Origin of the sequence: Cellvibrio sp. KY-YJ-3, assembly GCF_008806955.1 — a bacterium.
Taxonomy (GTDB): domain Bacteria; phylum Pseudomonadota; class Gammaproteobacteria; order Pseudomonadales; family Cellvibrionaceae; genus Cellvibrio.
Window position 1 is genome coordinate 2,983,447 of sequence record NZ_CP031727.1, and the last position, 14,622, is coordinate 2,998,068.

General features: G+C 44.3%; 15 protein-coding genes. 9 read left to right on the forward strand and 6 right to left on the reverse strand.

Annotation, left to right across the window (positions count from 1 at the left end; all coding sequences use genetic code 11):
• Positions 1 to 62 precede the first annotated feature (62 nt).
• The 8 genes from cysN to ihfB all read left to right on the forward strand — a co-directional run bounded on the left by cysN (position 63) and on the right by ihfB (position 8,391).
• A complete protein-coding gene (cysN, locus tag D0B88_RS12590) occupies positions 63 to 1,484 on the forward strand; it encodes a sulfate adenylyltransferase subunit CysN (protein WP_007640956.1) in 1,422 nt (473 codons plus the stop codon).
• Positions 1,485 to 1,692: 208 nt separating this feature from the next.
• The gene (locus tag D0B88_RS19230; RefSeq protein ID WP_151057573.1) at positions 1,693 to 2,007 is read left to right on the forward strand and encodes a helix-hairpin-helix domain-containing protein; all 315 of its coding nucleotides are present in this window, start codon (positions 1,693 to 1,695) and stop codon (positions 2,005 to 2,007) included.
• Positions 2,008 to 2,118: 111 nt separating this feature from the next.
• Positions 2,119 to 2,826, forward strand: a complete 708-nt coding sequence (gene pyrF, locus D0B88_RS12600) for an orotidine-5'-phosphate decarboxylase (RefSeq protein WP_151057574.1) — start codon at positions 2,119 to 2,121, stop codon at positions 2,824 to 2,826.
• 30 nt (positions 2,827 to 2,856) lie between these two features.
• Positions 2,857 to 3,534 carry a (d)CMP kinase gene (gene cmk / locus D0B88_RS12605; RefSeq protein WP_191966427.1) on the forward strand — a complete coding sequence of 226 codons (678 nt, stop codon included), beginning with the start codon at positions 2,857 to 2,859 and terminating at the stop codon, positions 3,532 to 3,534.
• 139 nt (positions 3,535 to 3,673) lie between these two features.
• Entirely contained in the window at positions 3,674 to 5,026 is a 1,353-nt protein-coding gene (locus D0B88_RS12610) for a phosphomannomutase CpsG (protein WP_151057576.1), read from the forward strand.
• A 25-nt stretch (positions 5,027 to 5,051) separates the two neighbouring features.
• The gene (gene galU / locus D0B88_RS12615; protein ID WP_007640965.1) at positions 5,052 to 5,945 is read left to right on the forward strand and encodes a UTP--glucose-1-phosphate uridylyltransferase GalU; all 894 of its coding nucleotides are present in this window, start codon (positions 5,052 to 5,054) and stop codon (positions 5,943 to 5,945) included.
• Positions 5,946 to 6,296: 351 nt separating this feature from the next.
• The gene (gene rpsA, locus D0B88_RS12620) at positions 6,297 to 7,976 is read left to right on the forward strand and encodes a 30S ribosomal protein S1 (protein ID WP_151059428.1); all 1,680 of its coding nucleotides are present in this window, start codon (positions 6,297 to 6,299) and stop codon (positions 7,974 to 7,976) included.
• A gap of 124 nt (positions 7,977 to 8,100) precedes the next feature.
• Positions 8,101 to 8,391 carry an integration host factor subunit beta gene (gene ihfB, locus D0B88_RS12625; protein ID WP_007640967.1) on the forward strand — a complete coding sequence of 97 codons (291 nt, stop codon included), beginning with the start codon at positions 8,101 to 8,103 and terminating at the stop codon, positions 8,389 to 8,391.
• A gap of 189 nt (positions 8,392 to 8,580) precedes the next feature.
• Here ihfB and D0B88_RS12630 read toward each other — a convergent pair whose 3' ends face one another.
• A complete protein-coding gene (locus tag D0B88_RS12630; RefSeq protein WP_151057578.1) occupies positions 8,581 to 9,579 on the reverse strand; it encodes a glycosyltransferase family 4 protein in 999 nt (332 codons plus the stop codon).
• Between the two features lie 402 nt (positions 9,580 to 9,981).
• On the opposite strand from D0B88_RS12630, the gene D0B88_RS12635 reads away from it, so the two are divergent.
• Complete coding sequence (locus D0B88_RS12635; RefSeq protein WP_151057580.1) at positions 9,982 to 11,295, forward strand: ammonium transporter; 1,314 nt, start codon at positions 9,982 to 9,984, stop codon at positions 11,293 to 11,295.
• Between the two features lie 55 nt (positions 11,296 to 11,350).
• On the opposite strand, the gene rlmB is transcribed toward D0B88_RS12635, so the two are convergent.
• From rlmB to D0B88_RS12660, 5 genes are read right to left on the reverse strand one after another with little or no spacing between them, the layout of a single operon-like run.
• On the reverse strand, positions 11,351 to 12,124 hold the full coding sequence (gene rlmB / locus D0B88_RS12640) for a 23S rRNA (guanosine(2251)-2'-O)-methyltransferase RlmB (protein WP_151057582.1): 774 nt from the start codon (positions 12,122 to 12,124) through the stop codon (positions 11,351 to 11,353).
• A gap of 17 nt (positions 12,125 to 12,141) precedes the next feature.
• Positions 12,142 to 12,915, reverse strand: coding sequence for a pyridoxine 5'-phosphate synthase (locus D0B88_RS12645; protein WP_007640989.1), 774 nt, complete (start codon positions 12,913 to 12,915; stop codon positions 12,142 to 12,144).
• The gene (locus D0B88_RS12650; RefSeq protein ID WP_040391681.1) at positions 12,908 to 13,552 is read right to left on the reverse strand and encodes a peptidylprolyl isomerase; all 645 of its coding nucleotides are present in this window, start codon (positions 13,550 to 13,552) and stop codon (positions 12,908 to 12,910) included. The genes D0B88_RS12645 and D0B88_RS12650 overlap by 8 nt, the downstream gene beginning before the upstream one ends.
• A 13-nt stretch (positions 13,553 to 13,565) precedes the next feature.
• Entirely contained in the window at positions 13,566 to 14,225 is a 660-nt protein-coding gene (locus D0B88_RS12655; protein WP_225318355.1) for a TIGR04211 family SH3 domain-containing protein, read from the reverse strand.
• Between the two features lie 27 nt (positions 14,226 to 14,252).
• Complete coding sequence (locus D0B88_RS12660) at positions 14,253 to 14,552, reverse strand: YciI family protein (protein WP_007640994.1); 300 nt, start codon at positions 14,550 to 14,552, stop codon at positions 14,253 to 14,255.
• Between the last annotated feature and the right edge of the window lie 70 nt (positions 14,553 to 14,622).

Below are 14,622 nucleotides of genomic sequence, written 5' to 3' on the forward strand. Positions count from 1 at the left end.
TCATCCATATCGCATGAAAACTTTCTGAATTACTGAATTTTACTGATACGAAAGAGATTCCTATGAGTCATCAGTCTGACCTGATTGCACAAGATATTAATGCTTATCTTGCTCAACATGAACAAAAAGAATTACTGCGCTTTCTTACGTGCGGTAGCGTTGATGATGGTAAAAGTACACTGATTGGTCGCTTGCTCCACGACTCAAAAATGATTTACGAAGATCAACTAGAAGCTATACGCTCTGATAGTGTGAAGCATGGGACCACTGGCGAAAAAATCGACTTGGCGTTACTAGTTGATGGTTTGCAAGCCGAGCGCGAGCAGGGCATTACTATTGATGTGGCTTATCGCTATTTTTCCACTGCCAAACGTAAATTTATCATTGCCGATACGCCTGGTCATGAACAATACACGCGCAACATGGCAACGGGGGCGTCCACTTGTGATCTTGCTATTATTTTGATTGATGCACGTTATGGAGTGGTTACGCAAACTCGTCGTCACAGTTACATCGCTTCATTACTTGGCATCAAGCACATTGTTGTTGCCGTGAACAAAATGGATTTAATGAATTTTGATCAGGCTGTGTTTGAAAAAATTAAGCAGGATTATTTTGATTTCTCAGCCAAGTTGGGTATGAGCAATGTCATGTTTGTGCCTATCTCTGCATTGGATGGCGATAACGTAGTTAATCGCTCCGAAAGAGCCCCTTGGTACCAAGGGCAGACATTGATGGAAATTTTTGAAACGGTACCGATTGCCGGTGATAAAAATTATTCAGATTTCCGTTTTCCTGTGCAGTATGTTAACCGCCCCAATCTGGATTTTCGCGGCTTTTGTGGCAATGTTGCCTCTGGTGTTGTCAAAGTTGGCGATGAAATTCGTGTGTTGCCCTCAGGCAAAACAAGCTATGTAAAATCTATTGTGACCTATGATGGTGAGTTACAGGAAGCATTTACTGGTCAGGCTGTAACATTGACACTCACGACTGAGGTTGATGTAAGTCGGGGTGATATGTTGGTGTTGGCTAAGGATTTGGTACCTCAGTCAAACCATCTTAAAGCACATATTGTTTGGATGGCAGAAAAAACTGCGCAGGCAAACTCAGAATACCTGTTTAAATTTGCGAGCAAAATCGTGAGTGGTGTTATTGAGTCCATCGATTATCGAATTGATGTGAATACGCAGGAGCATTCACATATTGAGCAGTTGCAGCTCAATGATATTGCAGTTGTTGATCTGGTGCTAACCCAGCCTGTTGTTGCCGATAAATACAGCAATAACCGAGCGACAGGTGCTTTTATTGTTATTGATCGCTTAACAAATATCACTGTTGGGGCAGGTATGGTTGTTGAGCAGTTGACTGCTACAGCGCAGGCCACAGAATCCTACAGTGAATTTGAAATCGAATTGAATGCATTAATTCGCAAACACTTCCCTCATTGGGGGGCGGCGGATTTAAAATCATTAATCGGTAGATAATGTTTTAAGTGGAATCCGATCGCGGTCGATGAAAAGCCCCACCTGGTGGGGCTTTTTTTGCGATTAAGTTCCGCTTTTATAATTTTGTCGGCAATGTCTCACATCATTCTTGGTTGATATCTGCTGTTCAGTAAGCTTTTAATTATTTATCTTAGCTGCACGCATCAGTTGTGATGTGGTATGACAATTAACGTTAAAAGGAGTTTTCATGAAATACATTGTGTCTTTTCTGTCGGTTTTGATCTTGGGGTTGGCTTCCACATTTGCAGTTGCTGTTGAGTCTGCATCTACTCCTTCTCCAACTGCCAAAGCTGAAGTTGTTGCTAAGCAAGGTGTTATTAATATAAATACCGCTGATGTGCTTGAACTGACCAAGCTGAAGGGTATAGGTGTTAAAAAAGCAGAGGCTATTGTGGCTTGGCGTACAGCGAATGGCGATTTTAAAAGTGTTGACCAGTTATTAGAGGTAAAAGGTATAGGTGAAGCAACCTTGATGCAAAATCGTGAAAATATCCGTATATAAACTCAGCTTGTTCCCTGTATTACGGGGTAACCGATGAAGTTTGCGGTATTTTTTGTTTTAATAGGAGCCCAGCTTTCATGCTGGGCTTTTTATTGTCGACGAGGTTTATAAATGTTCGTTTTCGGTCCAAGAATTGTAGTTGCGATGGATTTTGATAATGCCGAACAGTGCATTGCTATGGCTAAGCGACTATCGCCAGGGGATTGCCGTTTAAAGGTTGGCAAGGAGCTATTCACAGCTTGTGGCCCTCACATCATTGAGCAGTTAATGTCGCTTGGATTTGAGGTGTTTCTTGATCTTAAATTTCACGATATCCCCAATACGACTGCAAAAGCGGTGAAGGCTGCGGCTGGATTGGGTGTGTGGATGGTGAATGTTCATGCATCAGGTGGCGAGCGAATGATGATGGCGGCGCGTGAAATTCTGGAGCAGGGTCCGGGTAAGCGTCCTTTACTGATTGCTGTGACTGTTTTGACCAGCATGGACGCCAGTGACTTGACCGGAATTGGAATCAACAGCTCACCAGAAGAGCATGTAATGAGGCTTGCAAAGCTGACTCAGCGTTGTGGTCTTGATGGTGTGGTTTGCTCCGCACAGGAATCCAGCCTAATGCGTGCCAATTTTGGTTCAGATTTTTGCTTGGTAACTCCCGGTATTCGTTTGGAATCTTCACCTGCTGATGATCAGCGCAGAACCTTAACTCCCTCAGCAGCTATCGCTTCCGGAAGCAGCTATTTGGTTATTGGTCGGCCCATTACCCAGTCCGTCGATCCGGTTGCCACCTGTCGATCAATCATTCAAACACTACATAATACTTAATTGTTCGTATTCACTATTACAGGCTTTCTAATGAGTGCATCTTTACCGGTTGTAATTACTATTGATGGTCCGAGCGGTGCGGGAAAAGGGACCCTGAGTCAAATGTTGGCTGCGCATACCGGCTACCACCTGTTGGACAGCGGTGCTCTTTATCGGCTCGTTGCTCTTGCTGCGCTGAATAGTGATGCTGATTTAAATGATGAGCAACAAATCGCACAAATAGCCTCAACGCTTGATGTTGTATTTCAAGTTGATAGTCATGGCACTCGTATTTTGTTAGCAGGTTTAGATGTTACCGCTGCGATTCGCCAAGAATCTGTAAGCATGTGCGCCTCCCAAATTGCTGCATATCCTGCCGTGCGTTCTGCATTACTTGAGCGCCAGCGGGAGTTTGCAACTCTTCCCGGGTTGATAGCTGATGGCAGAGATATGGGAACAACGGTCTTTCCTAAGGCACAAGCAAAGATTTTTCTCACTGCTAGTGCGGAGGCTAGGGCAGAGCGCCGCTACCAGCAGTTGATTGCCAAAGGGGAATCTGTCGATATGGACTCGTTGATCAAAGATATCAAAGAGCGTGACGAGCGCGATTCCAATCGCACCGTGTCACCACTTCGACCTGCTGTTGATGCTATTGTGATTGACAGTACATCAATGACGATTGATCAGGTTTTCGTCAAGATGCTGGCAGTTATTGGGCGGGACCTTTAATTGGTTGATCTTGTGTCAACAAACAGTAAGAATGCGCTATTAAATTAATGACAGCTCCTTGAAGAGTTAGTTTGTATAAAAGTATTTTCAAAACACAAGCAGTGGGCTCCTGAAATATTCTATTTAAGTGAGATTCAGAATGCCCCTAACTTGTTTCAAAGCTTATGATATCCGCGGAAAACTGGGTGATGAGCTCAATGAAGACATCGTCTATCGCATAGGTCGTGCTTACGCACAGTTTTTAAAGCCGCGCTCGGTGGTTGTTGGTGGTGATGTTAGGCGTACCAGCTCTGCATTGAAAGTTGCATTGAGTAATGGTTTACGCGACGAAGGTGTGGATGTTATCGACCTGGGTATGACGGGTACAGAAGAGGTCTATTTCGCGACTAGTCATTTACAGGTTGATGGCGGAATAGAAGTTACCGCCAGCCATAATCCCATTGATTACAACGGGATGAAGTTGGTTCGAGAAAACTCAATACCTATCAGTGGGGATACTGGTCTCAATAAGATCCAGCGTCTCGCGGAAGAAAATAGTTTTGCGTCTTCTGATTCTGTTGTGCGTGGTACTTTGTGTCACGCCAGTGTTTTGGATGATTACGTGCGACATCTTCTTGGGTATGTTGATGCTTCGCAATTAAAGCCCCTGCGTTTGGTGGTGAATGCAGGTAACGGTGTTGCTGGGCATGTGATTGATGCTTTGGAAGAATTCCTACCTTTCGAATTCATTAAAATTAATCACGAAGCAGACGGAACGTTTCCGAATGGAATTCCTAATCCGTTGCTGGTGGAGAATCGAGCCTCTACCGCTGAGGCTGTAATTGCTCATAAGGCGGATATGGGTATTGCGTGGGATGGTGATTTTGATCGTTGTTTTTTATTTGATGAAAAGGGGGTGTTTACTGAGGGGTACTATATCGTCGGGCTGCTTGCAGAGGCTTTTTTAACTAAGCATCCGGGTGCCAAGATTATCCATGATCCTCGCTTAACCTGGAACACTCAAGATATTGCGAAACAAAACTCAGGGCATGCTATTCAATCAAAAACGGGACATGCTTTTATTAAAGAGCGCATGCGCTCAGAAGATGCCATTTATGGTGGCGAGATGAGTGCGCATCATTATTTCAAAGATTTTTTCTATTGCGATAGCGGGATGATTCCTTGGTTGTTGGTTTGTGAACTTATATCACGCAAGGAGCAACCTTTGTCTCATATGCTTAGGGCTAGAATTGAAAAATTTCCGTCGCCGGGCGAAATAAATCGCAGCGTGAAAAACCCTCAAAAAGCAATTGAAAATGTTTATGAGCATTATAAGGAAGAGGTCCGTCATGTTGATAGGACAGATGGTATTAGTCTTGAGTTTGATAACTGGCGATTTAACTTACGCATGTCAAATACTGAGCCGGTAGTGCGCCTGAATCTGGAAAGCCGCTCCGATAAAAGTCTTCTCCAGAAAAAAACAACAGAAATACTTAATTTACTCAACAGTTAAAAATACACTTTTCAAGGATAATTCTATGCAAGTAAAAAAAGCGGTTATTCCTGTTGCGGGTCTTGGTACGCGAATGCTGCCTGCAACCAAGGCAATTCCTAAGGAAATGTTGCCGGTGGTAGACAAACCCCTCATACAGTATGTAATTGAAGAGGCAGCCGCTGCTGGGATTAAAGAGATTGTACTGGTAACGCATGCAAGTAAAAATGCAATTGAAAACCATTTTGACACCAGCTTTGAGTTGGAGGCTCAACTGGAAGCGCGCCTTAAGCGCTCATTGTTGGCCGAGGTTCGTTCTATAACGCCACCAGGATTAACTGTTATATCTGTTCGCCAGGCAGAAGCTAAAGGCTTGGGGCATGCCATACTTTGCGCTAAATCCGTGGTTGGTGATGAGCCGTTTGCTGTGCTTTTACCTGACGTACTTGTTGATAATGCGGAGTGCAACCTAAAACAAGATAACCTTGCCGGCATGACCCGTCGTTTTCAGGAGACTGGATTTAGCCAGATTTTGGTTGAGCAGGTTCCTCATGATCAGGTAGATAAATACGGCGTGGTTGATTGTTCTGGTGTGGATATTCCTGCCGGAAAGACGGCTGCAATACGTGCAATGGTTGAAAAGCCCCCCGTTGATGATGCTCCCTCGAATATGGCAATTGTTGGTCGCTATGTGCTTTCTCGAACCGTATGGGATTTGTTGGCTAAGACTATGCCGGGTGCAGGCGGAGAAATTCAACTTACCGATGCACTGGATACCTTGCTGGAACTTGAAACAGTTGAGGCTTATCAATTGATTGGCCGCAGCCATGATTGTGGAACCAAGCTGGGTTATTTAGCAGCAAATGTTATCTACGGTGAACGCCATATTGAAGTTGGCACCAAATTCAAAGCTTTCTTGTCTGATCGTTATAAAAAATAATTACCTCGATGTGTTTTTTTGCATGCAGCAGAGGCATAACTGAGCCTACTGCTGTATTGCAAACTATTTGCCAGTTCCCTCGTTTATTCCGTGCCAACAACCTTTTGCTGGCTCTGTCCTTCCTAAGCTGTTGATATATAAAGCGCATTCTGCTAGGCTCTTGCACCTGCTAAATTTACGGTTTGTTGATTTTGATCATCCATAGTTTTTCTTAGCAGCAGTGAAGGTTGTCAAGCCCAGCCTGAGGGGACTTTCACTTTACTTTAACTGACCCGCGTGACTGGCCGTGCGGAAAAGGTAGGGCGTGTTGTTAACGTCTGTACCTCTAAATCCATAGGTAATACGATGAGTATGAACGAAAGTTTTGCTGAATTATTTGAAGAGAGTTTAAAGACCGTTGATATGGTGCCAGGCACCATCGTTACCGGTGTAGTAATCGATATCGACAAAGATTGGGTTACCGTACACGCAGGCCTGAAGTCTGAAGGTGTTATCCCCGCAGAACAATTCCGTAACGAGCTGGGTGAGTTGAATCTCCAGATCGGTGACGAAGTACAAGTAGCGCTGGAAAGTGTTGAAGATGGTTTCGGTGAAACCAAGCTTTCACGCGAAAAAGCTAAACGCGCTGAAGCGTGGAAAATTCTTGAAGCGGCTCATGTTGCTGAAGAAGTTATTAAAGGTGTTATCAACGGTAAGGTTAAGGGTGGTTTCACTGTTGATGTTGCCGGTATTCGTGCCTTCCTTCCCGGTTCATTGGTGGATGTTCGCCCTGTACGCGAAACTACCCATCTCGAAGGCAAAGAGCTGGAATTCAAAGTTATCAAACTCGATCAAAAGCGCAACAACGTAGTTGTTTCTCGCCGTGCGGTGTTGGAGCAAGCTAATTCTGTTGAGCGTGACGAGCTGCTTGCTACATTACAAGAAGGTCAAGCTGTTAAAGGTATCGTTAAAAACCTTACCGACTACGGCGCATTCGTTGATTTGGGCGGTGTTGATGGTCTGTTGCACATCACCGATATGGCGTGGAAGCGTATCAAGCATCCAGGTGAGATCGTAAACGTTGGTGATGAAATCGACGTTAAAGTATTGAAGTTTGATCGTGAGCGTAACCGTGTATCGCTCGGCCTGAAGCAATTGGGTGAAGATCCGTGGATACAAATCACCAAGCGTTACCCTGAAGGCGCTCGTGTGAAAGCAAAAGTAACCAATTTGACTGATTACGGTTGCTTCGCAGAGTTGGAAGAGGGTGTTGAAGGTTTGATCCACGTTTCAGAAATGGACTGGACTAACAAGAACATTCATCCTTCAAAAGTTGTTCAATTGGGCGACGAAATCGAAGTTATGGTATTGGATATCGACGAAGAGCGTCGTCGTATCTCTCTCGGTCTGAAACAATGCCAAGAGAATCCATGGGATGCATTTGCTCGTACTTGCGCCAAAGGCGACAAGATCAGCGGCAAGATCAAGTCAATCACTGACTTCGGCATCTTCATCGGTTTGGATGGCGGTATTGATGGTTTGGTTCACTTGTCGGATATCTCCTGGCATGAAGCTGGTGAAGAAGCTGTTCGCAAGTACAAGAAAGGCGATGAGCTGGAAACCGTGGTATTGGCCATCGATCCAGAGCGCGAGCGCATTTCTTTGGGTATCAAACAACTTGAAACTGACCCATTCTCAGAATACGTTTCTGTAAATGATAAGGGTGCTGTTGTTAAAGGTACCGTTAAAGAAGTTGAAGCCAAAGCTGCAGTAATCACCTTGGCAGATGACGTTGAAGCTGTTCTTAAAGCTTCTGAATTGAGCCGCGAGAAAGTGGAAGATGCGCGTAACCTGCTCAAAGTGGGTGACGAAGTTGAAGCCAAGATTATTGCTGTAGATCGCAAAAATCGTAGCATCAGCTTGTCGGTGAAGTCTAAAGATGTTGAAGAAGAAAAGACTGCTATGAAAGAGCTTTCAAGCAAGCAATCTGATCAAGCTTCTCCAACTACCTTGGGTGATCTGATCAAAGCGCAAATGCAAAGCAAAGAATAATTTTTGCTTGTGAATAATGGCCAGCATTGCTGGCCATTATTTTTTGTTGGTGGTTTACATGAGCTCAGGCTCAGCTATGATTGGTTGTGTTGCTTGAACGTTGGCCAATAACAGAGAGCAGGTTATGACAAAGTCAGAATTGATTGAATACATTACCGAAAAGCAAAATCAGTTGACCATCAAAGATGTTGAAATGTCGGTAAAGTTATTGCTTGATTACATGTCAGATATTCTGGCATCGGGCGAGCGCATCGAAATCCGTGGTTTTGGCAGTTTTTCGCTCCATTATCGAGCCCCTAGAACAGGTCGTAATCCTAAAACTGGTGAGACTGTTGTGCTTGAGGGGAAGTATGTCCCTCATTTCAAGCCTGGCAAAGAAATGCGTGATCGCGTTAACGAGAGCATTAATAGATAGTTTTTCGTCGAATTTGGGTTTGGTTTAATTAATCTTTTATATTGACGGAAGATTGCGATAATCTCCTGCTTCCTGCTTCCTGCTTCCTGCTTCCTGCTTCCTGCTTCCTGCTTCCTGCTTCCTGCTTCCTGCTTCCTGCTTCCTGCTTCCTGCTTCCTGCTTCCTGCTTCCTGCTTCCTGCTTCCTGCTTTATTCTTCGGCTTTTCCTGCTCTTACTTTGTGCGCGGCATATATGGCTGGTAGGTATGCCAAACAGATTCCTGCAAAGGCATTGATATGTCCGAAAAGAACGACAAGCGCTAGTGGCAGGAGCCAGATTAAATTGAATGCCATGATAAGTAGTGTTGCTTTGGTGTGAGAGCTTAGTTTCATTGCTATTTTCTGATAAAAATGGGATCGATGCGGTAGGTAGAATTTCTGTCCAGTTGTTGCGCGTATGAATATTGTATAGCTAGCATCTGCAATAAAAGCAGCCAAAATAATTAACCAATAACAGATTGTTAAAAGGTTATCTTGTGCAGTCCAAACGATGAGTGTTGCCAATGTAATGCCGATAAAAAGGCTCCCTACATCACCCATAAAGAGTTTGGCTTTGGGGAAATTCCAGTATAAAAATCCCAAGTTTGCGCTACTAATAATAAGCATCAAGAGGATGATTTCGTTGTATGTGCCTTGCAAGTAAAAAAGAAGGCTTACGCTACTACAAACAAAGATTGCTTGCAGTCCTGCCAGTCCGTTAATTCCATCCATAAAGTTGTACAAATTTGTTAGCCAAACAATGCCAATGACTGATGCTATTCCCAGTAATACGAAGATGGGTGCGGAAAATAAGGTGTCGTCGAGGGTTATAAGGGTGATGACGCAGGCTGTTAGGGTTTGTGCGAAGAGTCGTATTCGAATGTTGAGAGTTATAAGGTCGTCGGTTATCCCAACAATTGCCATTAGCAATCCGGGGGCAAGTAAGTGGAGTGTTGTGTGATTAATTAGCCCCATGAAGTGTGCGGTTAAAGCTGCAATGAGTGTTGCTAAGGCTATGGCGATACCTCCGCCACGAGGTGTTGGGATGGTGTGGGAGCTGCGAGTGTTGGGAATGTCTAAGAGTCGGCGTCCAAACCAGTAAATAACAAGTTTTGAAAGCCCGAATGCAAGTGCTAGGGGTATCAGAAAGATAAGAATCAATAGTTCCATATTTTAGGTCTTGGCTAAATTTTGTGTGCGCGATTGTATCTTATCTTTTTTGATCTCTTTATTGGTTTGTTTGTTTTGCACCAATATCGAGCCATAATATTTTTGTGTGTTCGTTGGTGGTGCTTTTAAGTTTTGTTTGCGTGCACCTTTAATTTATATCTATTTGAAATAATTATAAATTTAAATTATGGATCGTTTTTTGCTTTTGCGCAGAACCTTTGACGTTTAGGTGAAAATCCATTAATTGGTGCTCTTTGGTTGTGCATTTGGCGGTTATTGGGTTGTGCTACGTGACAGGTAATACGCAAAAAGTGTACTAACTGTCTCATTATGAAGCGTTTACATTGCAGCTCATGTTGTCGCTTTTAATTGATGTCTGACAATAATCATTATGGGGTAAGTATGAAAAAACTAGATTCCGCTCTTCCATTAATTTTTGCCGCTGGTTTGGCGGTCTTGGCCTCGCCAGGGGCATTTGCTGAGGATGCTATTAATCAAGCCAATACCGCCTGGATTCTTACTTCCACGGCGCTTGTTTTATTTATGACGCTACCCGGTTTGGCGCTGTTTTATGGTGGTTTGGTTCGTGTAAAAAATATACTTTCTGTGCTTATGCAATGTTTTGCTATTGCATGCATGGTTTCTCTGTTGTGGCTAATTGCTGGCTATAGTCTTGCGTTTGGTGAGGGTAACGCCTGGATTGGTGATTTAAGTATGGTGTTTTTTGATGGTGTAACAGAGGGGGCGGTTACGAGTGGAATCCCTCTTAGTTTACATGCAATGTTTCAAATGACTTTCGCAATAATTACACCTGCTTTGATTGTTGGTGCTTTTGCTGAGCGTGTTAAGTTTTCCTCCATGCTTTTGTTTTCTGGATTATGGTTGTTCGCTGTTTACATTCCGGTGTGTCACTGGGTATGGGCTGGCTCTGGCTGGTTATTCCAGAAGGGGCTTCTTGATTTCGCCGGTGGCACTGTTGTGCACATTACTGCGGGTGTTGCTGCGTTAGTGGCTGCGATTGTTGTAGGTAAGCGTAATGGTTTCCCTAGCACAGCTATGCCACCTCATAACATGACAATGACTGTTACTGGTGCAGGCATGCTGTGGGTTGGTTGGTTTGGCTTTAATGCGGGTAGCGCCTTGGCTGCTGATGGGAATGCTGCTATGGCTATGTTGGTGACCCATATTTCTGCAGCAGCTGGTGCGTTGTCTTGGATGGCGGTTGAGTGGATGCGTTTTAGAAAACCAAGTGCTTTGGGTATTGTGACGGGTATGGTTGCTGGTCTCGGTACTATTACCCCTGCCTCTGGTTATGTCGGCCCTGGTGGTGCGTTAATAATCGGCTTGAGTGCTGGTGTTGTTTGTTTTTATATGACCCAGTTGGTCAAGCGTGTGTGGAAAATCGATGATTCTTTGGATGTTTTTCCTGTGCACGGTGTGGGTGGCATTTTAGGGACCATTCTTGCTGGCGTATTTGCTTCAACTGAACTGGGTGTATTTAGCGGTCAGGGATTTGCTGCGGGGATCAACTCTATGGGGGAGCAGTTAGGTATTCAATTCCTTGGGGTGGTTGTAACCTTTGTTTATACCGCTGTTGTAACTTATATACTGCTGAAGCTGACGGGTCTATTCACTTCTGGTTTGCGTGTGAGCAAAGAGGATGAAACCTTGGGGCTCGACTTGGCGTTACATGAAGAAGATGGCTATAAGCTGTAATCTTGAGTGAAAAAAGAGGAGCTCCGGCTCCTCTTTTTTGTTTTGAGCTGTTGGTTTATCGAAATGCAATTAGTGCTGCAGTTACGGCAACGTTGAGGGACTCAACCCCGTTATTCATTGGGATTTTCACGTTTTCATTGCACAGCTGCTGAACTGCCGGGGATACTCCTTCTGTTTCGTTCCCCAATACATAAATACAGGGGGCGTTAGGTGTAAACTTTTTTAGTTCTGTGGCCGCATACGATGAAAGTGCGCAGACTAACGCTCCCTCTTTTTTGAAATCTAGTAACGCTTCAGTGAGATCTTTGCAGCGAAGAAGCGGTGCGCGAAAAACGGTTCCTGCGCTTGCCTTGATTACCAGTGGGTCGATTTGAGCATTGCCTTTTTGTGGAAGTAAAATTCCATCAATATTTCCTGCGCTGGCTGAGCGAATTATCATGCCAAGATTTTGCGGGTTGTTAACGCCATCGAGTGCAAGCAATGTGTAGTTTTTTTTGCTGTTCTCGCGCAAAAAATCGTCATAGTGCTGATAACCGCGAAGCTGTAGATCAGCTGCAACACCTTGGTCTTGTGTTGCATTTTTGGATATACGCGATAGGGTTTGCCGTTCGTGATAAATAATTTCAGCGCCCTTGTGTTGGGCAAGCGTAATGATCTCATCCAGAATTTCTGCTGATTTGTTACTTTTCGCCAAGTGCAATCGATAAATGTATGTCGATGAGTCTTGCAGAGCTTCAAGTACGGTTTTGCGCCCGTATACAGTCATGAGCGAGTCAAAGAAACGTTTTTTTTGTAGATAGGCTTGGCTATCTTCGCGGGCGTTGTTCATGCTGGAATTCTTGTGAGTTAATTGCTGGTACAAATTGTTTTGTAGGCTTTTACGGCTGCGGGAAGGCCCATTGCTATGGCATCAACCGTCAATGCATGACCGATTGACACCTCGAGCAAAGCAGGGATTTGGCGAAAGTGCGCGAGGTTATCGAGATTTAAGTCATGTCCGGCATTGATGCCAATATCAATTGCTTGAGCATGACGTGCTGCAGCCAGGTAGCGTTGGAATAGTTGATCAAATGACGGGCCAGATGTTTTGAATGCTTCAGCGTAGGGGCCTGTGTATAGCTCGATACGATCAGCGCCAATCTCTTTGGCTAGGCTTATTTGATCAATATCCGGATCCATGAATAAACATACACGAATGCCTAAATCCTTTAATTCTTTGATCAATGGCTTTAATTTTTTCCCCGCTACTTTTAAGTCAAAGCCATGATCTGACGTAAGTTGATGATTTGTGTCAGGTACAAGTGTGCATTGATCGGGTACTACATCGCAGACTAATTTTATAAACCCCGGAAAGTTTCCGATTGACTCAGCGTAAGGGTTGCCCTCGATGTTAAATTCAACTGCGTGATAAATTTTTACTAATTCACTGAGTTCATAAACATCGTGAGGTCTAATGTGACGTTGGTCGGGTCTTGGATGAACAGTAATTCCATCGGCGCCGGCATCAATACAGGTCTTGCCGTGAGCGGCGACATTAGGATAATTGCCGGGGCGGGAATTTCGGATCAGTGCAATCTTGTTCAGGTTTACACTGAGTGCGGTGTTGTTACTGTTATTCATCAACTGGTACCACTGCATCTTTAATGCTTGACGGTTTGGTTGCGCGTTGTTTTTCAATTATGGATTGTGCTTCAGCTGAATTTATCCTTGTTGCACTCAGCACTCGTACTGCATAGTTCGGCGCTTCCGGGTAAGCTTTAAACATGCCCAGCGGCTCTTGTGAAATTTTTTCGATAACTTCCATTCCCGCAACTACTTTCCCAAAAACGGTATAACCGGGTTTGGTTTCTGTGGCATTGAGGCCGGAGTTATTTTTGAGGTTGATATAAAACTGCGCCGTAGCGCTATCGGGATCGGATTGCCGGGCCATGGCTACACTGCGATAATCATTTGGCAGGCCATTCATTGATTCGTTGATTACAGGTTTCGCAGTTGGTTTTTCGGTAAAGTCAAAAGTCATTCCTCCACCTTGCACAACAAAGCCAGGTACCACTCTGTGAAAAATTGTCCCTTCGTAAAATTTACTGTCGACATAGTGTAAAAAGTTTTTCACTGTCTCTGGTGCTGACTTGGGGTAGACTTCAATTACAAAAGTACCTAAGTCTGTTTTCATGGCAACAAGATTATTATCTGCAAATGTGTTTGCTGAAAGTAGCAATACTAAACTTGCAAAAAGTGTTGTGAGTTTGTCGGTCATAATTTTTATCACCTTATCGCCATTCTGATTTGCGTTTGCGACGGCCAAGCCCCTGCAAAATAAACGAAAGCAGCACGCCGCCAATAATCAGCCCGCCACCATACAACCAATGATTAAAACGATCGGCATCTTTTAATTTTTCATTCTCTGCTTTTAATACATCTGCATGTGTTTGCAAAAGTTGATTTTCGGTCAGCATGCGTTGATGTTCTTCTTCCAGGTTTAGTGCTGTGGTCGCAGCTTGGCGCATATCTTCGGTGTCGTTGAGTAATTGCTGATGCTCTTGCTGCAACTTCTCTAGCTGGGTTTTGAGTTCGGTGTTTTCAGTTTGCAAGCTGAGAAGGTTGCGGGAGGAATCTGAGAGGGCTGCTAATTTTAACGCTGCAGTTGGTTTGTCACTGATGTTCTGACTGCGGATCCAGCCCTCAGTGCCTTCTGGCGTTACTACAAGTGACCAGAGGCTATTATCCGCACCTATTTCTTCGTGCAGAAAGTTTAGTTTGGTGCCGCTGGGAACACCTTGTTGCAAGATTCCGGCTTGAGGATTTTTATCACTCCGCACTGGTACATAGATAACATCGGATACATATTTTTCAACAGCGAATACGGGAATACTTATAAATGGTAAGGCTAAGAGCGAAAGTCCGGCGCCCAGAATAGTTAAATGTTTCACGTTGACTCCAATCTTGAAATTTGAAAATTAAGGCAGCACTTTCTTGAAAGGTTTGACTATAACGCTAGCGTAAATTCCTGCTGCGACATAAGGGTCTTCATTGGCCCAAGCCTGTGCATCTTGCAGGGAATTAAATTCCGCTACAACGAGGCTGCCGGTGAATCCTGCATCACCGGGGTTGTCATTGTCGATGGCTGGATGTGGGCCGGCAATCAATAGACGTCCCTCGTCAGTAAGTTGCTGTAAGCGTGCAAGGTGCGCGGGGCGAGCTACTTTTCGTTTGTCGAGGCTGTTGGCTATATCTTCACTAATGATGGCGTAATACATAATGCAATCTCTAATAATTTTCCTGCAAGCTTTTAAAAAGTTGCCTTGGATTCCTGATGTTGAAGTGTAT